General features: G+C 71.0%; 21 protein-coding genes. 13 read left to right on the forward strand and 8 right to left on the reverse strand.

Going from position 1 to position 21,495, the window contains the following annotated elements:
- Positions 1-47 precede the first annotated feature (47 nt).
- Positions 48-629, forward strand: a complete 582-nt coding sequence (locus tag ACFY0U_RS42905; protein WP_388645573.1) for a hypothetical protein — start codon at positions 48-50, stop codon at positions 627-629.
- A 15-nt stretch (positions 630-644) separates the two neighbouring features.
- Here ACFY0U_RS42905 and ACFY0U_RS42910 read toward each other — a convergent pair whose 3' ends face one another.
- Entirely contained in the window at positions 645-824 is a 180-nt protein-coding gene (locus ACFY0U_RS42910; protein ID WP_388645575.1) for a hypothetical protein, read from the reverse strand.
- A 114-nt stretch (positions 825-938) separates the two neighbouring features.
- Entirely contained in the window at positions 939-1,814 is an 876-nt protein-coding gene (locus tag ACFY0U_RS42915) for an undecaprenyl-diphosphate phosphatase (protein ID WP_388645577.1), read from the reverse strand.
- A gap of 271 nt (positions 1,815-2,085) precedes the next feature.
- Here ACFY0U_RS42915 and ACFY0U_RS42920 point away from each other — a divergent pair, with 271 nt between their 5' ends.
- From ACFY0U_RS42920 to ACFY0U_RS42935, 4 genes are read left to right on the forward strand one after another with little or no spacing between them, the layout of a single operon-like run.
- Positions 2,086-3,231: a Gfo/Idh/MocA family protein gene (locus ACFY0U_RS42920; RefSeq protein WP_388645579.1), complete on the forward strand. Its 1,146-nt coding sequence runs from the start codon at positions 2,086-2,088 to the stop codon at positions 3,229-3,231.
- Positions 3,228-4,154: a PmoA family protein gene (locus ACFY0U_RS42925; RefSeq protein ID WP_388645580.1), complete on the forward strand. Its 927-nt coding sequence runs from the start codon at positions 3,228-3,230 to the stop codon at positions 4,152-4,154. Before ACFY0U_RS42920 ends, ACFY0U_RS42925 begins: the two co-directional genes overlap by 4 nt.
- Before the next feature lie 25 nt (positions 4,155-4,179).
- Positions 4,180-4,887, forward strand: coding sequence for a cupin domain-containing protein (locus ACFY0U_RS42930; RefSeq protein ID WP_388645582.1), 708 nt, complete (start codon positions 4,180-4,182; stop codon positions 4,885-4,887).
- A 52-nt stretch (positions 4,888-4,939) separates the two neighbouring features.
- Positions 4,940-5,728 carry an alpha/beta fold hydrolase gene (locus tag ACFY0U_RS42935; protein WP_388645584.1) on the forward strand — a complete coding sequence of 263 codons (789 nt, stop codon included), beginning with the start codon at positions 4,940-4,942 and terminating at the stop codon, positions 5,726-5,728.
- A 13-nt stretch (positions 5,729-5,741) separates the two neighbouring features.
- On the opposite strand, the gene ACFY0U_RS42940 is transcribed toward ACFY0U_RS42935, so the two are convergent.
- Positions 5,742-6,212, reverse strand: coding sequence for a winged helix-turn-helix transcriptional regulator (locus tag ACFY0U_RS42940; RefSeq protein ID WP_388645586.1), 471 nt, complete (start codon positions 6,210-6,212; stop codon positions 5,742-5,744).
- Between the two features lie 109 nt (positions 6,213-6,321).
- Between ACFY0U_RS42940 and ACFY0U_RS42945 the strand changes: the two genes are divergently transcribed.
- A complete protein-coding gene (locus ACFY0U_RS42945; RefSeq protein WP_388645588.1) occupies positions 6,322-7,491 on the forward strand; it encodes a thiolase family protein in 1,170 nt (389 codons plus the stop codon).
- Between the two features lie 90 nt (positions 7,492-7,581).
- On the opposite strand, the gene ACFY0U_RS42950 is transcribed toward ACFY0U_RS42945, so the two are convergent.
- Positions 7,582-8,349, reverse strand: coding sequence for a TVP38/TMEM64 family protein (locus tag ACFY0U_RS42950; protein WP_388645590.1), 768 nt, complete (start codon positions 8,347-8,349; stop codon positions 7,582-7,584).
- Between the two features lie 49 nt (positions 8,350-8,398).
- On the opposite strand from ACFY0U_RS42950, the gene ACFY0U_RS42955 reads away from it, so the two are divergent.
- The 3 genes from ACFY0U_RS42955 to ACFY0U_RS42965 all read left to right on the forward strand — a co-directional run bounded on the left by ACFY0U_RS42955 (position 8,399) and on the right by ACFY0U_RS42965 (position 11,489).
- Positions 8,399-9,121: a DNA alkylation repair protein gene (locus ACFY0U_RS42955; RefSeq protein ID WP_388645592.1), complete on the forward strand. Its 723-nt coding sequence runs from the start codon at positions 8,399-8,401 to the stop codon at positions 9,119-9,121.
- Between the two features lie 254 nt (positions 9,122-9,375).
- The gene (gene tuf, locus ACFY0U_RS42960; protein ID WP_388645593.1) at positions 9,376-10,545 is read left to right on the forward strand and encodes an elongation factor Tu; all 1,170 of its coding nucleotides are present in this window, start codon (positions 9,376-9,378) and stop codon (positions 10,543-10,545) included.
- A gap of 98 nt (positions 10,546-10,643) precedes the next feature.
- Positions 10,644-11,489, forward strand: a complete 846-nt coding sequence (locus tag ACFY0U_RS42965; protein ID WP_388645594.1) for a spermidine synthase — start codon at positions 10,644-10,646, stop codon at positions 11,487-11,489.
- On the opposite strand, the gene ACFY0U_RS42970 is transcribed toward ACFY0U_RS42965, so the two are convergent.
- The 4 genes from ACFY0U_RS42970 to ACFY0U_RS42985 all read right to left on the reverse strand — a co-directional run bounded on the left by ACFY0U_RS42970 (position 11,451) and on the right by ACFY0U_RS42985 (position 15,859).
- Positions 11,451-12,749 carry an MFS transporter gene (locus tag ACFY0U_RS42970; RefSeq protein WP_388645596.1) on the reverse strand — a complete coding sequence of 433 codons (1,299 nt, stop codon included), beginning with the start codon at positions 12,747-12,749 and terminating at the stop codon, positions 11,451-11,453. The genes ACFY0U_RS42965 and ACFY0U_RS42970 overlap by 39 nt on opposite strands.
- 78 nt (positions 12,750-12,827) lie before the next feature.
- A complete protein-coding gene (locus tag ACFY0U_RS42975) occupies positions 12,828-13,805 on the reverse strand; it encodes a hypothetical protein (protein ID WP_388645597.1) in 978 nt (325 codons plus the stop codon).
- Positions 13,806-13,876: 71 nt separating this feature from the next.
- Entirely contained in the window at positions 13,877-14,896 is a 1,020-nt protein-coding gene (locus tag ACFY0U_RS42980; RefSeq protein WP_388645599.1) for a hypothetical protein, read from the reverse strand.
- A 66-nt stretch (positions 14,897-14,962) separates the two neighbouring features.
- Positions 14,963-15,859 carry a hypothetical protein gene (locus ACFY0U_RS42985; protein WP_388645601.1) on the reverse strand — a complete coding sequence of 299 codons (897 nt, stop codon included), beginning with the start codon at positions 15,857-15,859 and terminating at the stop codon, positions 14,963-14,965.
- A gap of 86 nt (positions 15,860-15,945) precedes the next feature.
- On the opposite strand from ACFY0U_RS42985, the gene ACFY0U_RS42990 reads away from it, so the two are divergent.
- From ACFY0U_RS42990 to ACFY0U_RS43005, 4 genes are all read left to right on the forward strand, one after another.
- Complete coding sequence (locus ACFY0U_RS42990) at positions 15,946-16,383, forward strand: DUF4442 domain-containing protein (RefSeq protein WP_388645609.1); 438 nt, start codon at positions 15,946-15,948, stop codon at positions 16,381-16,383.
- A gap of 665 nt (positions 16,384-17,048) precedes the next feature.
- Positions 17,049-18,890 (forward strand): RICIN domain-containing protein, encoded by a 1,842-nt coding sequence (locus tag ACFY0U_RS42995; RefSeq protein ID WP_388645603.1) that lies wholly within the window; start codon positions 17,049-17,051, stop codon positions 18,888-18,890.
- A 150-nt stretch (positions 18,891-19,040) separates the two neighbouring features.
- Positions 19,041-20,603, forward strand: coding sequence for a carboxylesterase/lipase family protein (locus tag ACFY0U_RS43000; protein WP_388645604.1), 1,563 nt, complete (start codon positions 19,041-19,043; stop codon positions 20,601-20,603).
- Positions 20,604-20,668: 65 nt separating this feature from the next.
- Positions 20,669-21,313, forward strand: a complete 645-nt coding sequence (locus ACFY0U_RS43005; protein WP_388645606.1) for a DedA family protein — start codon at positions 20,669-20,671, stop codon at positions 21,311-21,313.
- Positions 21,314-21,495: the final 182 nt, after the last annotated feature.

Consider the following 21,495-nt stretch of genomic DNA (forward strand, 5'->3'; position numbering starts at 1 on the left):
GTGGATCTTAGGAGGCGTTTGGGCGACCGGTGAGCGATCATCGTGCGATGACACACGCCGCTTCCTTCCGCCACCAGTTCAGGTCCGGCGGCTTCTACGAGCTGGGCATCGAGGTCGGTTCGACGGACGACGCCGGGCTTCAGGCCGTGCTGGGCGCGGTGTGGGCCGCGGCAGATGTGCAGGGGTGCTACGGGCACGGGGACCGGGAGCCGGAGGAGCAGGAGGCGGTGCCGTGCACGGTGGCCTCGCTGGAGGAGTTCGGGCATCTCCACGGCCGCGTCCGGCTGCCCTCGGGGGATCTCGTCGTGTGCGGGGTGATGGCGGTGCGCGGCGGTGACGACAGCAGTGACTGGCTGGACTTCTATGTGCCGGACAGTGCGCTGGACGCCGCCGGTGTCGCCTACTGGGACGGGCGGCCCTTCTACCGCTCCGCGCTGATCGACGACTGGCTGGCCGCCATCGGCACCGAGGCGTTCCGCAGCGCGCCCTTCAGCTGTGCCGTCGTCGGCTGGGAGGTCTCCGGTTGCATCGACGCGGCGTCACTGGCCGGTGAGTTGCCCGAGAAGCGGGGCGTCGGATATCTGGTGCCGAGCGGGGGAGCCCTGCACTACGGCCCCGCCAACGACTGAGCCGCAGGCCGTCGTTCAGGCCGCCTTGATGACGGTGCCCCGGATCGCGGCGGCCCACTCGACCACCAACAACTCGTATTCCTCGCGCTCCTGGGCCGACAGCGATCCGCCCGCCCGCAGCCACAGCGCACGGATCTGCTCGTTCACTTCGGCAGCAGACCGCACGGAACCAGAGGCCACGGAATAGGGGGGCATGCGGACAAGCCTAAGGGCAGGAACTGACACTGCGCTACCGAACGGCTACACACAACGTATGTGATGGGTCACGGAGTTCGCTGTGTGAACGTGTTGACTTCGCCGTCGTACGCGTCAGCCGGCCGACTCCGCCGCGTGCGGGCTCAGCCCGCCGAACGTCACCAGCAGGATGATCACGATGCCGAGCGCGATGCGGTACCAGACGAACGGCATGAAGCTCTTGGTCGAGATGAACTTCATGAACCACGCGATGACCACGTATCCGACGATGAACGCGATGATCGTCGCGAAGATCGTCTGGGGCCAGTCCACATGGCCGCCGTCCATCGCGTCCTTGGTCTCGAAGAGACCGGACGCGAGGACCGCGGGGATGGCGAGCAGGAACGAGTAGCGGGCCGCGGACTCGCGCTTGTAGCCCATGAACAGGCCGCCGCTGATGGTGGCGCCGGAGCGGGAGACGCCCGGGATGAGGGCGCAGGCCTGGCAGAGGCCGAAGATCAGGCCGTCCCGTACGCCCAGGTCCTCCAGGCCCTTGCGCTGCTTGGCGGCCCGGTGCTTGCCGCCGCTCTCGTCGCGGGCCGCCAGCCGGTCGGCGATGCCGATGATGATGCCCACCACGATCAGCATCGTCGCCGTGATCCGCAGATCGCGGAACGGTCCCTCGATCTGGTCCTTGAGCGTCACGCCGAGCACACCGATCGGGATCGAGCCGACGATCACCAGCCAGCCCATCTGGGCGTCGTGGTCGCTGCGCATCTCCTTGTTGAACAGCGACCTGGTCCACGCCGAGATGATCCGCCCGATGTCCTTGCGGAAGTAGATCAGCACGGCCGCCTCGGTGCCGATCTGCGTGATCGCGGTGAAGGCCGCGCCGGGGTCCTTCCATTCGGCGAAGGCCGCCGTCAGCCGCAGATGCGCGCTGGAGGAGACGGGGAGGAACTCGGTCAGCCCCTGGACGAGTCCGAGGATGAAGGATTCAAACCAAGACATGAAGGTAGGGAGTCCAAGCGCTGATCGGGGGAGGAGTAACGGGCACACCGAGCCGTACGGGCGCGGTGATCACAGGTGTGGAGGGCAGCCTAGCGGCCTCCGGTGACAGGCCTGCCACAGGGTGCGGGCCGAGCGGTGGTCAGCGGGGTGTGCGGGCTGTTGACCGGCCAGGGTGCGGCCGCTTAGGTTGCTGCGGAGAGAAAGCGCTTGCTGCTCCGATGGCGGGTGTCGGCGCTGACCGCCGTTCGTTCGAGGAGTGCTGATCGCGTCCATGTCACCCACCACTCCCTACGACGGCCGTCGCATCCGGGTCGCCGTCATCGGTACCGGCGCCATCGCCCGGGGCTCCCACCTGACCGCGTTCCGCGCACTCGCCGCGGAGGGCGAGGTCGAGGTGGTCGCGGCGGTTGACATCGATGCCAGGGCCGTCGAGGAGTTCTGCGCGGCCGGCGGGGTCCCGCACGGTTACACCGACCTGGACCGCATGCTGCGCGAGCAGCGCCCCGACCTCGTCAGCATCTGCACCCCGCCGACCCTGCACCGCGACCAGACCGTCGCCGCGCTGCGCGCCGGGGCCTGGGTGTGGTGCGAGAAGCCGCCGGTGCCCACGCTCGCCGACTTCGACGCCGTGGAGGCGCAGGAGGGCAAGGACGGCGGCCCGTACGCCGCCATCGTCTTCCAGCACCGCTTCGGCTCCGGCACCCGGCATGTGCGCGGACTGCTCGACGGGCGGGAGCTGGGCCGCCCGCTCGTCGCGCACTGCCAGACCACCTGGTACCGCGACACCGCGTACTACGCCGTGCCCTGGCGCGGCCGCTGGGCGACCGAGGGCGGCGGCCCGGCGATGGGCCACGGCATCCACCAGATGGACCTCCTCCTGGACCTGCTCGGCCCGTGGAGCGAGGTGCGCGCCATGGCCGGGCGGATGGTGCACGACGTCGAGACCGAGGACGTCTCCACCGCCCTGGTCCGCTTCGAGAACGGCGCGATGGCGACCGTCGTCAACAGCGTGCTGAGCCCCGACGAGGTCAGCCGTATCCGCATCGACTGCGAGCGCGCGACCGTCGAACTCACTCATCTGTACGGTCACGGCAACGAGAACTGGGCCATCACCCCGGCACCCGGCGTCCCGGACGAACAGGCCGCAGCCTGGCGGGACTTCGGCGCGGACGTGCCCAGTTCGCACACCGAGCAGCTGCGCGAGCTGGTCGCCAGCATGCGCGCCGGGGAGCGGCCGCGCAGCAGCGGTGCCGACGGACGTGGCAGCCTGGAGCTGATCGCCGCGCTGTACAAGTCGGCGTTCACGGATGTCACGGTGCGGGCGGGCGAGATCGGCCCGGGTGACCCGTTCTACACGGCCATGCACGGGAACGCGCCAGGCTGGGCCCCCGTCGTCAGCGAGGAGGTGCCCGTATGACCGGGCTGCGCATCGTCCACGCGCACGGCGACCGCATCACCGTGACCGACCCGGCCACCGGCGTCGAGCTGCTCGCCTACGTGTACCGGCCCGAGGCGGCCTGGGAGGCGCCCAGGCCGTACATCCACCCGCTGCGGACCCTGGCCGGCGACATCGTCACCGACTACCGGCCCAACGACCACCGCTGGCACAAGGGCCTGTCCCTGACCGCCTCGCACCTGTCGGGCGCCAACCTGTGGGGCGGCAACTCCTACGTGCACGGCGAGGGCTACCTCGAACTCCCCGAGCGCGTCGGCTCGATGGCACACGTCGGCTTCGACGAGGTCTCCGCGGACGGCGACCGGGTCGTCATCGCCGAGCGGCTCACCTGGCACCCGTACAGCGGGGAACTGTGGGCCGACGAGGAGCGCCGGATCGAGATCCACGACGTCGACCAGGAGTCCGGCTCCTGGGCGCTGACCTGGACCAGCGCGATCACCAACCGGCGCGACGAGCCGCTGGTCTTCGGCAGCCCCACCACCGCCGGACGCGAACTCGCCGGGTACACGGGCCTGTTCTGGCGCGGCCCGCGCGCCTTCCGCGACGGTCGCATCATCGCGCCGGACGCCGAAGGCCCCGGCCTGCTGGGCGAACAGGCGCCCTGGCTCGCCCTCTCCGGCGAGCACGACGGCACGGACGGCCACGCCACCCTCGTCATCGAGCACGCCCCGGAGAACGACCACCTCGGCGCCGAGGGCACCCACCCGGCCCACTGGTTCGTCCGCAACGAGCCCTTCGCCGGCATGGCCCCCTCCTGGGCCTTCTACGACGAGTTCGCCCTCGCCCCCGGAGACACCCTCACCCGCCGCTACCGCGTCGTCGTCGTCGACGGCGCCTGGGAGCGGGAGGAGATCGCCAAGTACCTGGAGGCGCACCCGTGGTGACCGCCGAGCGCGGGGAGGCCCGTCCGTGACGACCGCCTTCGAAGGGCTCCCCGGCGGGGTCGCCGTCTCGCACCTGTGCGTGTACGACTGGCCCGCCGCCGACGGCGTCTCCGGCGGAACCCCCCATATGCACCTGACCTGTTCGGAGGCGTACGTCGTCACCGGCGGCCGGGGTTCGGTGCAGACCCTCACGACATCCGGGTACGAGGTCACGCCCCTCGTGCCCGGCACGCTCGCCCGGTTCACGCCGGGCACCATCCACCGGCTGGTCAACGAGGACGAGCTGCGCATCACCGTCCTGATGCAGAACAGCGGGCTGCCGGAGGCGGGGGACGCGGTGCTCACGCTGCCCCCGGAGTATCTGGCCGACCCGGAGACGTACGCCGCCGTGACCACCGTTCCCGCGCACGCGCCCGAGGAGGAGCGGGAGCGGATCGCGCGGGCCCGTCGCGACCTCGCCCTGGAGGGCTACCGGGTGCTGCGGGAGGCTCCCGAGGGGCTGGCCGACTTCCATCGCGCGGCCGCCGCGCTCGTACGGCCGCGACTGGCCGAGTGGCGGGAGCGCTGGCGCGACGGTGCGGCGGCCGCCGCCGCGGCGACGGGGGAGCAGCTCGACCGTCTCGAACAGGGCGACTTCTCCCACCTCGCCGACGCCGTCGTGCGCTCCGAACAGCCCTCGGAGCACGGCAGGTTCGGGATGTGCGGGCGCCTGGACGTCTACCCGGGCGACTGAGCCGCGCCTCGGTCGAGGGGACACCGTTCGCGGGTGCGTCTAGCCTGGGGGCATGGCCACGGTGCAGGTGGGCGGGCTCGAGATCGCCTACGAGCGCGTCGGGCAGGGACCGCCTCTGGTCCTGGTGCACGGCGCGGCCGTCTACGCCCGCATGTGGCAGCCGCAACTCTCCGGACTGGCCGACGAGTTCACGGTCGTGGCGTGGGACGAGCCGGGGTCCGGGCGTTCGTCGGGCATCCCTGCCGGGTTCGGTCTCGCGGACTACGCCGACTGCCTCGCCGCGCTGATCGAGGAGCTGCGGCTCGGGCCGGCCCACGTCGCCGGTCTGTCCTGGGGTGGGACGGTCGTGCTGGAGCTGTACCGCCGTCATCCGGAGGTCGTCAGGACACTCCTCCTGGTCGACACGTATGCCGGCTGGAAGGGATCGCTGCCCCCGGAGGAGGTGGCGGCCCGCGTCGAAGGGACACGGCGGATGCTCGCCGCGCCCCGGGACCAGTTCGATCCGACGCTGCCGGGGCTGTTCGCCGGCGACCCGCCCGCCGAGTTCGTGCCGCTGCTCGACGCCATGGCGCGCGACGTGCGTCCGCAGACGCTCGGGGCACAGCTCTTCATGATGGCCGAGACCGACCAGAACGACCTGCTGCCGGACATCACAGTGCCGACGCTGCTGCTCTGGGGAGAGCTGGACGCGCGCTCACCGCTGAGCGTCGCCCACGCGTTCCATGCGGCGATTCCGGGTGCCGAACTGGTGGTCATCCCGGGCGCGGGGCATGTCAGCAACCTGGAGCGTCCGCAGGAGTTCAACCAGGCGGTCCGGGCGTTCTGCCGCGCGCACGCCTGAGCCCTGAGGGCGGTTACGCCGCCGACGGCCCCGCCACCGTCCAGCCGGGTGTCTGCGGATGGGCCGTGAGGTCCTCGTGCCGGACCTGCTCGCCGCACTCCGCGCAGGTGACGACCGGGGCCAGCTCGTTGCCGCAGACGTGCTCGACCACCATGGGACGGTCGTCGTCGGTGCGGAGGTGGCGGTCGCCCCAGGCCATGAGGGTGATCAGGACCGGCTCCAGTTCGAGCCCCGCGGCGGTGGGCCGGTACTCGAAGCGCTGCGGCCGCTCGCTGTAGGCCCGCTTGGTGAGGATCCCGGCGTCGACGAGCCGGCGCAGACGTGTAGCGAGGATGTCGCGCGGGGCGCCGATGTTGCGCACCAGCTGGTCGAAGCGACCGTTGCCGAGGCAGACCTCGCGCAGGACGAGGAAGGAGTACTTCTCGCCGACGAGCGCCAGGGCGTCGGCGATGGAACAGGGGCGCGGATCTTTGGTGGCGGCCATGGGGCCGATTCTAGGGGAGGGTTTGATTTTCCAACCCACGGAGTTATGGTGAGTTTGGATTTCCTACTGACCGGTAGGGTCGCTTTCCCAGTGCTGGAGGCCGCATCCCATGCGTGACGCAGTGATCGTCGAAGCCGTACGCACCCCGATAGGCAAGGGCAAGCCGAACGGTGCCCTCGCGCACGTGCACCCCGTCGAACTCCTCGCCCACACCCTGCGCACCCTCGTCGAACGCTCCGGCGTCGACCCGGCCCTCATCGACGACGTCATCGGCGGCACCGTCGACCAGGTCGGCGAACAGGCCATGAACACCACCCGCTACGCCCTCCTGTCGGCGGGCTTCCCGGAGACGGTCCCGGCGACCACCGTGGACCGCCAGTGCGGCTCCTCCCAGCAGGCCGTGCACTTCGCGGCCCAGGGCGTCATCTCCGGCGCCTACGACCTCGTCGTGGCCTGTGGCGTCGAGTCGATGAGCCGGGTGCCGATGTGGTCCAACGTGCCGCCCGGCAAGGATCCCTTCGGCCCCGGAGTCGCCGAGCGCTACCCGGAGGGACTCGTCCCGCAGGGCATCAGCGCGGAGCTCATCTCGGCGAAGTGGTCGATCGCGCGCGAGCAGATGGACACCTTCGCGGTGTCCTCCCATCTCAAGGCGGCCGAGGCCTGGGAGAAGGGGCTGTTCGACGCGGAGGTCGCGCCGCTGGAGGGTGTGGCGCGCGACGAGTGCGTACGGCCGTCCAGCACGGCCGAGATTCTGGGCGGCCTCAAGCCCGCGTACTACGACCCGGCCTTCGCCGAACGCTTCCCGCAGATCGAGTGGAACGTCACCGCGGGGAATGCGAGCCCGATCAACGACGGGGCGTCGGCTGTGCTGATCACGTCGAGTGAGACCGCGGCTCGTCTCGGCCTGCGGCCGCTGGCCCGGCTGCACAGTTTCGCCGTCACGGGGTCTGACCCGGTGCTGATGCTCACCGGTGTCATTCCGGCTACGGAGAAGGTGTTGCGGAGGGCTTCGTTGACCCTTGATGACATCGATCTGTTCGAGGTCAACGAGGCGTTCTCCAGTGTGGTGCTGGCCTGGCAGCAGGAGACGGGGGCGGATCTGGGCAAGGTGAACGTGCACGGGGGAGCCATTGCGATTGGGCATCCGCTGGGGGCGAGTGGGACGCGTCTTACGACGACACTTGTGCATGCCATGCAGGAGCGTGGGGCGCGTTACGCGTTGCAGACGATGTGTGAGGCCGGTGGGCTCGCCAACGCGATGGTGCTCGAAAGGGTCTGATTGCGGCTGCGGGCCGGTGGGGGCTGGTCGCGCCCACGCGGCGGAGCCGCAAATCGACACCGCCCCGCGCCCCTAACGGGGCCGCTCAGCTCACCGCCCTCTCAAATGGTGCCGCTTGCGCCACGCCACCGCCGCCCCTACCAGCGCCGGCACCGCGATCGCCGCCATCGCGATCAGGAACGCCGGGGACGTCGGTGTCGAGGCACGTGCGCCCGCCACGACGTACGCGGCGGTGTTCGGGATCGAGCCGAGCGCCGTCGCCAGGAGGAACGGCAGGTAGCCCATCCGTGAGACCGCGGCGCAGTAGTTGGCGGCGGCGAACGGGACGCCGGGGAACAGGCGGATCGCCAGCATCGAGCGGAAACCGTGGCGGCTGAGCTGGCCGTCCGCCCCCTGGAGCAGGCGACCGCGCAGCAGCGGGCGGAGGGCGTCCTGGCCCAGCACCCGGCCCAGCGTGAAGGCGATGCCGGCGCCGAGCACCGTGCCCGCCAGCGCGGCCCCGATGCCCAGCTGCGAGCCGAAGAGGGCGCCCGCGGCCAGGTTCAGCAGGGGGCGCGGCACGAACGCCACCGCGCACAGCCCGTACGCCACCGCGTACACCAGGGCGGCCGCCGCGCCGCCGAGCTCCGGTGGCCAGCCGTCGGCCAGCAGCCGCTGTGGCTCCAGGAGCAGCACGGTCGAACCGGCCGCCACGAGCAGCGCCACGAGCAGGGAGAGCCGCGACCAGGGCGAGAGCAGCACTCTGGAGCAGCGGGCGGCGAGACCGGCCGGGACGGGGGCGGCGAGGGCGAGCTCCGTGGCGGTGGCCGGGGGAGTGGCCGTGGCGGTGCCCCCAGAGCGGGTGGTGGCATCGAGCATCCGGTGACACTAACCGACCAATGTGTGTGATCGCCGTATGGTTCGTCTCATGAGCGTCACAGGTGTGGGATCTCCCTCACTGCCGCACAGCATTCTCGCGGACACCGTGCTGGAGCGGCTCACCGCCGTCTACGGCGGCGCGGCGGACCCCGAGCGGGCCGGGCCCATGCGCGCGTACATGAAGGACGTGGCCCCCTTCCTCGGCCTCACCACGCCCGTGCGCCGCGCCCTGTCCCGCACCGTCCTGGAGGGCACGCCCCGTCCCGACGAGGCCGACTGCACCGCGATCGCGCTGCGCTGCTGGGCACTGCCCGAGCGCGAGTACCAGTACTTCGCCGTCGACTATCTGCGCCGCCACGCGCGCGTGCTCCCGTCCGGCTTCCTGCCCGTGGCCCGGCACCTCGTCTCCACGGTCCCCTGGTGGGACACCGTCGACCTGCTGGCCGCGCACGTCGTGGGCGCGATGGTGGCCGCCGATCCGAAGCTCACGGCCGACATGGACGCCTGGATCGTCGACGACGACCTGTGGATCGCCCGTACCGCCCTGCTCCACCAACTGCGTTACAAAGAACACACCGACGCCGACCGCCTGTTCACCTACTGCCTGCGTCAGTCCGGGCACCCCGATTTCTTCATCCGCAAGGCGATCGGCTGGGCGCTGCGCGAGTACGCCAAGACCGACCCGGAGGCCGTACGGGCCTTCCTCGCCCGGGAGAAGGGCCGCTTCGCGCCGCTGTCGGTGCGGGAAGCGCTCAAGAACATCGGCGCCTGAACTCCCCCGCCCCGGAAAATCGTTCGACGCCGGGCACCGCGTCGGCAATGATCGGCGTCATGTTCCGGCACGCCTTCCTCTTCGCAGCATCCGCAGTCGCGGATGCACCGAAGGCTGCCGTTGAGATCTTCCTGGCCGCTGTCGACGGCGCCCGAAGCTGACCCTCTCCGGATTGTCCGGCGGACCCCGCAGGGGGAGGGTCGGCCAGTTCCCCGGGGTCCCCATCACCTACGAAGAGGCTTCGAGGAATCGCCATGCCCAAGACGGCATACGTGCGCACCAAACCGCATCTGAACATCGGCACCATGGGCCACGTCGACCACGGCAAGACCACCCTGACCGCCGCCATCACCAAGGTCCTCGCCGACCGCGGCGCCGGCACCTTCGTCCCGTTCGACCGCATCGACCGGGCCCCCGAGGAGGCCGCGCGCGGCATCACCATCAACATCGCGCACGTCGAGTACGAGACCGACACCCGGCACTACGCGCACGTGGACATGCCGGGCCACGCCGACTACGTCAAGAACATGGTCACCGGCGCCGCGCAGCTCGACGGGGCGATCCTCGTCGTCTCCGCGCTCGACGGGATCATGCCGCAGACCGCCGAACACGTGCTGCTCGCCCGCCAGGTGGGCGTGGACCACGTGGTCGTCGCCCTGAACAAGGCGGACGCGGCGGACGACGAGCTCGTGGAACTCGTCGAGCTGGAGGTCCGTGACCTGCTCACCACGCACGGGTACGGCGGCGACGCGGTGCCTGTCGTACGGGTCTCCGGGCTCAAGGCGCTGGAGGGCGACCCGCGGTGGACGGCGTCCATCGACGCGCTGCTCGACGCCGTGGACACGTATGTGCCCATGCCGGAGCGGTACTTGGACGCGCCGTTCCTGTTGCCGGTGGAGAACGTGCTCACCATCACCGGCCGTGGGACGGTCGTCACCGGTGCGGTGGAGCGGGGCACGGTCCGGGTGGGCGACCGGGTCGACGTGCTCGGGGCCGCCGTGGACACGGTGGTCACCGGAGTGGAGACGTTCGGCAAGCCCATGGAGGAGGCGCAGGCCGGGGACAACGTGGCGTTGCTGCTGCGGGGCGTTCCGCGGGACGCCGTACGGCGTGGGCACGTGGTGGCCGCGCCGGGCAGCGTCGAGCCGCGACGGCGGTTCTCGGCGCAGGTGTATGTGCTGTCCTCGCGTGAGGGGGGTCGTACGACGCCGGTCTCGACGGGGTACCGGCCGCAGTTCTACATCCGTACGGCGGATGTGGTGGGGGACGTCGACCTCGGTGAGGTGGCGGTCGCCCGACCCGGGGAGACGGTGACCATGACCGTCGAGCTGGGGCGGGACGTGCCGCTCGAGCCGGGGCTCGGGTTCGCCATCCGTGAGGGCGGTCGGACCGTCGGTGCGGGGACCGTGACAGCCGTCGAGTGAGGGTGGCTGATGTGTGTGGGGGACTGCGGGGCCGTTGTGGCTGGTCGCGCGGTTCCCCGCGCCCCTTCGGGGCGCTCCGGTACAGGCACAATGACACGGTGACCGAGTCCCTCCCCGTCGCCCGTGCCGTCGATCACGGGTTCGCCAAGCTCATGCCCGACGTCGACCGTGCGCGGGCCTGGCTGCTCACCGTCGACGGGGCGCCGCAGTCGTACGTCGATCTGGACGAGCCGACGCATCTGGAGTTCGAGTACGCGCGGCGGCTGGGCCATGTCCTGGACACCGTCGCCGAGCCGGGGCAGTCGCTCGACGTACTGCATCTCGGCGGGGGCGCCCTCACGCTGCCGCGGTATCTCGCCGCCACCCGGCCCGGGTCCCGGCAGGATGTCGTGGAGGCCGACCAGGAGCTGTCGCGGCTGGTCGTGGAGTATCTGCCGCTGCCCGAGGGGGCCTCCATCGCCCTGCACGCCGCCGATGCCCGGGCGTGGCTGGAGGCTGCTCCGGCCGACTCCGCGGACGTGCTGGTCGCCGATGTCTTCGGGGGCTCGCGAGTGCCCGCGCACCTGACGTCCCTCGGGTATGTCCGGGAGGCCGACCGGGTGCTGCGCGCCGGGGGCGTCTACCTGGCGAACCTGGCCGACGCGGCGCCCTTCGCCTTCCTGCGGTCCCAACTGGCCACCCTGGGCACGGTGTTCCCGGAGCTCGCGCTGATCGCCGAGCCGGGGGTGCTGCGGGGCCGGCGGTTCGGGAACGCCGTGGTGGTCGCCGCCCGGGAGCCCTTCGACACGGCCGCGCTCGCCCGGCTCACCGCCTCCGACGCCTTCCCCGCCCGGGTCGAGCACGGGGCGGCCCTGCGGGACTTCACCGGCGGCGCTCGGCCCGTGCGGGACGAGGACGCCGTACCGTCACCCGAGCCCCCCGACGGGGCGTTCGGCATCGGCTGAGTCGCTCGCGGCGGACCGCGTCACCGGTTTGGTCCGCCGTCTGAGATTGCGCACGTCCGGGACGCCCAGCACCGCCGCGGTCACCACCACGACCAGCGCCGCGCAGCCCCACAGCGCGTTGGACCGGCCGAACGCGGACTCCGCCGGACCGGCCAGCGCGGTCGCCAGCGGCACCATGGCGACGGAGCCGAACCAGTCGTAGGCCGAGACCCGGGAGAGCTTGTTCTCCGGGATCTCCTGATGGAGTGCGGTCATCCAGCTCACTCCGAAGACCTCCACCGTCACACCGGTCAGGAACATCACCGCGCACAGGACCCCGGCCGACGTCGGCACCGCGAGGGCGGCCGAGGGGAGGGCGAGGGGGAAGACCCCGAGGGTGCCCCAGAGCAGCAGGCGCCGTGGCTTCCAGCGGGTCATCAGCAGGGCGCCGGCGACCGTGCCCGCGCCGAAGAAGCCCAGGGCCAGACCCCAGGGGCCCGCCCCGCCCAGATGGTCGCGGGCGACGAGCGGGCCGTAGACGGCGTCGGCCGCCGCCACCACCGCGTTCGCGATCGAGAACTGTACGACGATGCCCCACAGCCACGGCCGGCTGCTGAACTCCTGCCAGCCCTCCCGGAGATCGGCGAGCAGACCGTCGCCCGGCGTCCGTGGCGCGATGTGGCTCACGTCGAGGAAGGAGCGCAGGGCCGCGGCCACCGCGAACGCCACCGCGTCCGCCGCCAACACCCAGCCCGGGCCGATCGCGGCGACCATCGCGCCGCCCAGCGCGGCCCCGCCCACGGTCGCACCCTGCATCGCCATCCGGAACACCGCGAAGGCCCGGCTCACCTGCTCGCCGGAGACCGAGGACATCAGCATGCCCTCGGCGGCCGGACTGAAGAACGCCTGGCCGGTGCCGCCCAGCGCGGTGAGCAGCATCATCTGCCACAGCTGGGGGTCCCCGGCGAGCACGAGCACCGCGAAGACGCCCTGCGACACACAGTTGAGGGCGTTCGCCGCGACCATCACCCGGTGCCGGGGGAGCCGGTCCGCGACCGCGCCGCCGATCAGCAGGAACACCACCAGCGGCAGCGTCCGCGCGGCGGCCACGAGCCCCACGTCACCGCCGTCGCCACCGCTCTCCAGGACGGCGAACGCGGCGGCGATCAGCGCGCCGTGGCTGCCCAGGTTGGTGACGACCGCCGAAGCGGTCAGCAGGCTGTAGTTGCGGCCGGCCCAGTCGGGTCTGCGGCGGCGTATCGGGGCATCGGCGGAGGTCACCGGCCGACTATCCCCGTACCGCCCCCGACTTGCCAAACCGATTCCCGGCCTGTGCCCTGCCGGCCCATGACGCGCTGGTCAGCCCGTGGGTTCGCCGTGCAGCCGGACCGTGCCGAGGATCTTCTGGACGGTCGCGTCCGGAACCTCGTCCTCGGTCCCCTTGACCCCGTGGAAGGTCCAGGAGACGAAGTCACCCGCGGAGTTCTTGAACGCGAACGTCGTCGCCTTGCCGTTCGTGTCGCACTTGTCCTTCTTCGTCACGCCCGTCGAGTACGTCGTGGCGACGCTGCCCTCGACGCCCGAGGCCGTGGTGTACGCCTGCGCCTTGCCGATGGTGAGCAGCTTCTTGGAGGCGTCCTTCTGGTCGGTGTACCCGCCGAACACCCACCAGGCCGAGTCGTTGCGGGCGACCTCGGCGGTGTTCTTGGCGCCGTTCTGGCCCTTGGTGCCGGCCGTGCCGAGCGCCTTGTCGCTGGTGGTGCCGTCCTTGTCGGAGTCGGAGGTGCACCACTTCTCCTGGACGTAAGCCGGTGCGGACATGCCGATGAGGGCCGAGCCGTCGCCCTTCTTCTCGTCCTCGTAGCCGATGAAGACACCGGGCGACTCGACCTGCCACTCCGCCGGGACGTCGAAGGCGGTGCCCCACTTCGGGTTGACCACGACCTTCCAGCCGTCGACGGTCGCCTTCGCCCCGTCACCGCCCCGCGGGTCGTCGTCCGTGCTCGGGCTCGCCGAGGTGGGCGCCGGGCTCGTGGCGGTCGGGGTCGGGTCGCCGCCCTCGTCCGCCGTGTCGTCCTTGTCACCGCCCAGGACCAGGAAGCCGGTCACGCCGGCGGCCACGACGACGGCCAGCGCGGCCACGATCGCCGTGATCTTCGTGCGGTCGCCACCGCCGCCACCAGGACCTCCGGGCTGCGGCGGCTGGGGTATGTCCCACGGAGGCTGTGGATAACCCGGCTGCTGATAGCCGGGCTGCTGGTACGGATCGGGCTGCTGGTACCCGGGCTGCTGGTACGGATTCCCCTTGCTCCCGGGCGGCTGCTGTTCTGGCCACATGGCCGGTAACCCTAGGGGGACGGGGAGGCCGGTGCCCGGCACATCCGGCAAGCGGCCGGCCTCCCTCGGGGTCAGCCCGTCGGCTCGCCGTGCAGCCGCACCGTGCTCAGGATCTTCGTGATCGTGGCGTCCGGAAGCTCGTCCGGGACACCCGTGGCCCCGTACAGGCTGAACGCCACGTAGTCGCCCTTGGAGTTCTTGAACCCGAACGTGACCGCCTTGCCGTCGGTCGCGCACTTGCCCTTCTGGGGCGTGTTCTTCGAACGGGCCCAGGCGATGCTGCCCTCGACGCCCGACGTCGTCGTGAACGCCTTGGCCTTCTCGTCGAACGTGATGGTCTTCTTGTCCGGCTGCGTGTAGCCGCCGTACACCCACCACGCGACCTGGTTGACCGCGACCTCGTCGGTGCTCTTGGCGCCGTTCGCGCCCTTGGTGCCCGCGGTGGCGAGGGCGGTCTCCTCCTTGTCACCGTTCTTGTCGTCGTCGGAGGTGCACCACTGTTCCTTGAGGTACGCCGGCGCCGACATGGTGATGATGGGCTTGTCACCGGCCTTGGCGTCGTCCTCCTCGAACCCGATGATCATGCCCGGCGACTCGACCTGCCAGTCCGCCGGGACGTCGAAGGCGGTGCCCCACTTGGGGTTGATGACGACCTTCCAGCCGTCGATCGTCGCCTTCTCCGCCTCGCCGCCGCGCGGGTTGTCGTCCGAGCCGGAGGCCGACGCGGACGGATCGGTCGAGGCGGACTTCGACGCCGGCGCGCTCTGCCCGGTCTGCTTGCCCGAGCCGCCGTCCGCCTCGTCGTCCTTGTCACCGCCCAGGACCAGGAAGCCGGTCACGCCGGCGGCCACGACGACGGCCAGCGCGGCCACGATCGCCGTGACCTTCGTACGGTTGCCACCGCCGCCACCGGGAGCTCCGGGCTGCGGCGGCTGGGGCGTGTCCCACTGGGGCTGCTGCCCGTAGGGGTTGGGCTGCTGATAGCCGGGCTGTTGGTACGGATTGGGTTGCTGGTACCCCGGCTGCTGGTACGGGTTGTGCTGGTCCTGCGGGTTCTGCTCGCCCCCGGGCGGCTGCTGTCCTGGCCACATGGGCAGTCACCTTAGTGGCGTCCGTGCATCGATTCGGTCACCGCCCCTTGTCAGGGACGTAGCAAGTCAGGACTCCTCGGGCGTGAACACCCGTACCGTGCTCAGGATCTCCTCGACCGTGGCCTGCGGAACCTCCTCGTCGACGCCCGCGGCACCGAAGAACGACCAGGACGCGAAGTCGCCCTCGGCGTTCTTGAAGGCGAAGGTCGTCGCCCTGCCGTCCGTGTCGCACTTGTCCTGCCGCTCGACGCCGGAGGACGTCGACGTGGCGACGCTGCCGGTGAGGCCCGACGCGGTGGTGAAGGAGGCGGCGGCCGTGGTGGTGACCTTCTTCTTGTCGGGCTGGGTGTACATGCCGTAGACCCAGGCCGCGGAGTCCGCGCGGGCGATCTCCTCCGTGCTGCGCGCGCCGTTGTTGCCGCGGGAACCCACGCTCGCCAACGGCGTGTCGTCGCTCTGGCCGTCCTTGTCGTCGTCCGAGGTGCACCACCGCGCCTTGAGGACGGCGGGGCCCTTCATGGCGACCAGCGGTGTCTCGTCCGGATCGTCGTCCTCGGCGACGTAGGACACCCAGTCCCTCGACTCCAGCGCCCAGTCCGCCGGTACGTCGAAGGCGACGCCGAGGCCCGAGTTGACCACGACCTTCCAGCCGGCCACGGTCGGCTTCTGTCCGTCGGCGGTGCGGGGATTGCCGGACGCGGACGGCGATGCCGAAGAACGCGTCGGGTCCGGTGCCGCCGCGTCGTCGCTGCCGCCTCCGAGGAGTACGGCGCCGGTCACCAGGGCGGCGACCACGACGGCCGCGGTCGCGGCGAGGGCGACGGTTCTCGTACGTCGGTTCGGGCCGGCCGGTGCCGGCTGCGCGGTGTACGGGTTGGGCTGCTGATATCCGGGCTGCCGGTAGGGGTTCGCGTCCTGCTGCGGATCGGTTCCGTCCCCCGGCGGCCGCTCTCCTGGCCACATGGGCGGTAAGGATACGACGATCATCACACCGACCTGGCCAGGCGAGGCTACTCGTGGGTAACATGCCGGTCATGAGCGCAGACCAGATGTCGATCGGCGAGATGCTGTCCGCCACCGTGCCCATGGCCCGGACCCTGAACCTCGAGTTCCTGGAGACGACGCCGGAGAAGGCCGTGGTGGCCCTGCCGGACCAGGGCGAGTACCACAACCACGTGGGCGGCCCGCACGCCGGCGCGATGTTCACGCTCGGCGAGACCGCCAGCGGCTCCATCGTCCTCGCCGCGTTCGGGGACCAGCTCTCCCGCGCCGTGCCGCTCGCCGTCAGGGCCGAGATCGCGTACAAGAAGCTCGCGATGGGCGCGGTCACCGCCACCGCGACCCTGGGCCGCCCCGCCGCCGACGTCGTCGCCGAGCTGGACGCGGGGGAGCGCCCCGAGTTCCCGGTGACGATCGAGATCCGCCGTGCCGACGGCGCGGTGACCGGTGAGATGACCGTGGTCTGGACGCTGCGTCCCAACGGCTGAGCCACGTGTTCTGACCAGGCCCCGGCCCGTCGGTCGGGGCTTCGGTGTGTGGTCAGGCCGCGAGTCGTCGGCCGTCGGCTACGCCGTTCTCGGCTGCCGTGACGAACTCCTTGAGCCAGGCGTGGCATTCGGGCCCCGGGTCGAGCCGGTCGCAGGCCAGTCGGACCATCGTGCGCAGACAGTCCGCCTTGTCGCCGGTGTCGTGGCGCAGTCCCTCGAAGACGACCCCGTGCGCCGCCCTTCGCCGCCCAAGGTCTGCTCCAGTTCGAAGGCGTGGTGGACGTGGTCCCCGATGGCCCGCTCGTGACGACCGGTGATCATCAGGACGCCGTCGGGACCGGCCGGTGCCGCCTTCTCCACGACCGCCTTGCGTACGGGCGGCCGGAAGCGTGGGGCGTGGGGCCGCGAAAGTTGGAGATTTCGTGTGCCAACTGTCTTTGCTCGCACACAACTTGGGGTCGGCTGGCCCGGGGCTTCGAATGCGGGTGCGGATACCGCCGGTAACTTATCTGAATTCGCTGCGTTTTGAACTTCGGTCACTCGAACTTCTTGTTTCCTGTGATTCACGTGTGCGAAAGTGACCGCCCCGAATGACCGCACCGTACCTGACGCGGCATAGGTATGCACCAATCACGCACCTGCTTTCCGACGGACGCGCAATAGCCATGCCGTCCTGCGGCTTGGAAGGAAATGGTTCAGTGCAATCCCCTTACCCCCCAAGGCCCCCCTATCCGCCGCGGCCCGGAGCGACTCCGGGGGAGACCGACCGGCATCTCGTCGCCCAATTGGGAGGCGCCGAGGGCGGCGACCGTGCCGTCGCGCTGCTGATGGCCCGGCACTGGCGGGCCACCCATGACTACGCCGTCATCTGCCTGGCCTCCTCGTCCGGTTCGGCGGAGCTCGTGGCCGCCGCGGCGTTCCATCGTGTGCTCGGACGCGCGGGCGGGGGCGCGGTGCGGCCCCAACTCCTGTCCGCCGTACGGGACACGGTGAAGGAGTGGGCCGCACAGGACCGCATTTCCGCGGTACTGCCGGAACTGGGCAAGACGACCGGCGGTCGCGGACTGCGCGCCGCGCGAAGCGCCACCCCTGAAAGGCGACAGCTCGCCGAGCGCGCATTCCAGGCCCTTCCGGGTGCCTCGCAATGCCTGTTGTGGCATGTCGAGGTCGAAGCCGAGCACATATCCGTACCCGCCGGTCTGCTGGGAGTCGACATCCCTCAGGCGGCGGACGGGTTGGAACGGGCACGCGACCAATTCCGGGAAGGCTGTGCACGGGCCCATCGGGAACTCGCGCCCTCCAAGGACTGCCGCTTCTACAACCGCCTCCTCGACGTCCCGATTCGCCGTGGCGGCGCCCTGCTCCCCGATGTGCAGCAGCATCTGACGGAGTGCCGCTACTGCCGGCACGCCGCCGAACAGCTCAGCCATTTCGAGGGCGGCCTGGAGGTACTGCTCGCCGAGACCGTGCTCGGCTGGGGCGCCCGGCGCTATCTCGACTCCCGGCCCGGCCGCGGCGGTTCGAGCCAGTCGCCGGCCGCCCGTCCGCGCGGCGGCCGCCACCGGCCCGCACGGCTCGCCGCACCCAGACGCCACACCAGGGCGGCGATGGTCGTGGGCCTGACCTCCCTCGCCCTGCTCGCGACGGTCCTCGTCGCCAAGGGCTGGTCCGATGACAACGGTGTCCCCGACCCCCGTGCCACCTGGGGCGCGCCCAGCGGCAACGACGTCGTTCCCAGCCCCGGCCCGGCGTCCACGTCCGATGGTTCCCCGTCGGCCGCCTCCGCGAGCGACCCCGTGGAGATCGGCCAGGGCAGGCTCCGCAGCCGCACCGCCGGCCTCTGCCTCGACATTCGCGGCAACAGGGTCGAGGCCGGCTCCGCGGCGGTGCTCGCGGCCTGCTCCTCCGCGCTGTCCCAGCAGTGGTCGTACCAGGACGACGGTCTGCTGCGCAGCCTCGCCGACCCCGCGCTCTGCCTCGGCGCCGACACCGGCAAGGGCTCGGTCCGCCTCGCCGGCTGTCTGGTGCACGCCGGTGAGGTCCAGTACGACCTCACCGTCCGCGGCGAACTCCTGCTTCGCTGGGGCAAGGGGCTGGTCGTCGCCCCCGACAAGGACCTCGACGTCGTGGTGGCCGAGCGCGACGGCTCCACGGACCAGGGGTGGCTGTTCGAGACGACGGACGCGCCCGCTGCGGAGACGCGGAAGAAGGGCGAGACGGAAGAAGAGCAAGGGAAGGAGGAGAGGACGGAGAAGGGCGGGGCGACGGAGAAGGGGGAGAAGGAGGACGGCGGGGGTCACCAACTCCCTGACACCGCCTCGAAGTCACCCACCGCCGAGCCTCCGCGCTCCGAGGAGACGGACGGACGCGCTCCGGGTGAGCCGGAGGAGCACGAGCCGCGGATGGCTCAGGTCGACCACCGCGACGAACCCGAGGACCCGGGCGTCCTCCAGGACGTGCCGGTCGCGGAGAGCGTCGTCACCGCACTCGGATCCGTCCTCCACTGACCCAGGGGCCGCCTCGCCGAGGCGGCCCCCTCCCTCGGTTCTTGTCGGCATCCGGCCGCTTTGTGTTCACTTCATTGACACGAGTCACCAACGGTCATAGCTTTCCCGCCGCGCCCATGGCGTTTCTGGATTCCGACCGGAGGAGACCCAGTGATACGCACCGTCGCCGTCGCCCTGACGGCACTCGCGGCCGCGCTCGTGACTCCCGCACCCGCCCAGGCGACCGGCTCGCCCGACCCCGTCGTCCGTACGGAAGCGGGCCTGGTACGGGGTGAAGTCACCGCAGAGGGACGGCAGTTCCTCGGCATCCCGTACGCCGAGCCGCCCGTCGGCGCGCTGCGCTGGAGGGAACCCAGATCGGTCCGGCCGTGGCACGGCGTGCGCACGGCACAGGACTTCGGCAAAAAGTGCGTCCAGACGTCGAGTTGGGACCCGGGGTACGAGCGGCCCTCGCACACCGAGGACTGCCTCGATCTCAATGTGTACGTTCCCGAGGGCGCCGGACGCCGAGCGGTCATGGTCTGGTTCCACGGCGGCGGGCTCACCGCGGGGGCCGGACAGGACATCGTCCCCGACACCTTCGCCCGGCAGACCGGCACGGTCGTGGTCACCGTCAACTACCGCCTGGGAGCCATGGGTTTCCTCGCCACCGCCGGACTCGACGACGAGGCCCGCGACGGGGTCTCCGGCAACTTCGGCATGCTCGACCAGCAGTCGGCACTGCGCTGGGTGCGCGCCAACATCGGCCGCTTCGGCGGCGACCCGGGCCGCGTCACCATCGCCGGTGAGTCCGCGGGCGGCCGCTCGGTCTGCACCCAGCTCGCCTCACCCACGGCGAAGGGGCTGTTCCGGGCGGGCATCATCGAGAGCGGGGCGTACGACGACTGCGCCGCCCGCACCCAGCGGACGGCCGTGAGCCAGGGAGCCGCGTTCGCGCGGACACTCGGGTGCGAGACGGTCGCGTGCCTGCGCGGCAAGTCCGCCGCCGAAGTCCTCGCCGCACAGGGGGAGTTCGACTGGGGACCGGTGACCGGCGGGCGCTTCCTGCCCACGCAGCCCTCGGACGCCCTCGCCCAGGGGGCCGCCGCCGGGGTGCCGGTGATGAACGGGGCCAACCAGGACGAGGGCCGGCTCTTCGCCTTCGCCCGCTTCGACCTCAGTGGGAACCCCCTCACGGCCGAGCGGTATCCGACGGTCATGCGGGACGAGTTCGGCGAGCAGGCGCTGCGGCGCTACCCGGTCTCCGCGTACCCGACACCGACGATCGGCTATGCCACGGCCCTCGGCGACCTGCTCTTCGCGTGCAGCGCACTGCGGCTCGACGACGTGCTCGCCGGGCGCGGACCGGTCTACGGGTACGAGTTCGCCGACCGCACCTCCCCGCCGTTCGCCTCACTGCGCAATCTGGGGACCGACCTCGACTTCGGCGCGACCCATGTGAACGAGGTGCAGTACCTCTTCAAGCACTTCGGCCTCGAGTCCCCGCTGAACAGCGAGCAGAAGGTGCTGGCGCGGCAGATGGTCCAGTACTGGGGATCCTTTGTGCGCGGTGGGGTGCCGCGGGCGGACGGGCAGCCTCCGATGCCCAGCGGTACGGGGACGGTGCTCTCGCTGCGGACGGCGTCCGCCGGGGGTAACGCCCTGAGTGCGACCGTGCACCGTGAGCACCAGTGCAACCTGTGGGACTCCGCCGCCGTCCCACTCAACGGGTAGGCTGCCCCGGCGCACGCTCGCGTGGAGCGTGCGCCGGGAACACAGGACAACGGGAGGAACCGGCGGTGCACGTCCAGGAGTGGCTCGAGTCCGTACCCGCGGTCAGCATCTATCTGCTGGTGGGCCTGGTCATCGGCCTGGAGAGCCTGGGCATTCCGCTGCCGGGCGAGATCATCCTCGTCTCGTCCGCGCTGCTCGCCTCCCAGCACGGTGAGATCGACCCGTTCATCCTCGGCGCGTGCGCCACCGCGGGCGCGATCATCGGTGACTCGATCGGCTATGCGATCGGGCGCAAGGGTGGTCGGCCGTTGCTCGCCTGGCTGGGCAAGAAGTTCCCCAAACACTTCAGCGAGGGGCACATCGCGACGGCGGAGCGGTCCTTCGAGAAGTGGGGCATGTGGGCCGTCTTCTTCGGCCGGTTCATCGCCCTGCTGCGGATCTTCGCGGGGCCGCTCGCGGGTGTGCTGCGGATGCCGTACTGGAAGTTCCTCACCGCCAACGTCCTCGGAGGGATCCTCTGGGCGGGCGGAACGACGGCCGTCATCTACTACGTGGGGATCGTCGCGGAGTCGTGGCTGAAGAGGTTCTCGTGGCTGGGGCTGGTGCTCGCCGTGCTGATCGGGCTCACGTCGATGCTGGTGCTGAAGCGCAAGGCTGCGAAGGCTCAGGGTGCGGTGCGGGAAGCTGAGACCGTCGGGGCTTCTGAGTGATTTCGGGCGCGGGCGGTCTGTGGCTTGTCGCGCCCACGCGGCGGTAGCCGCACATCGACACAGCCCCGCGCCCCTAGGCGGGTCTGGCTACTGAGGTTTTCGGTTCGGGGTGACGTCATGGCGGCGTCGTGATCAGCTGAGTTTCGGCGATGAAGCCGTCGAGCAGGTCGTGCCGGTATTGC

Origin of the sequence: Streptomyces sp. NPDC001536 (genome assembly GCF_042894505.1) — a bacterium.
GTDB lineage: Bacteria > Actinomycetota > Actinomycetes > Streptomycetales > Streptomycetaceae > Streptomyces.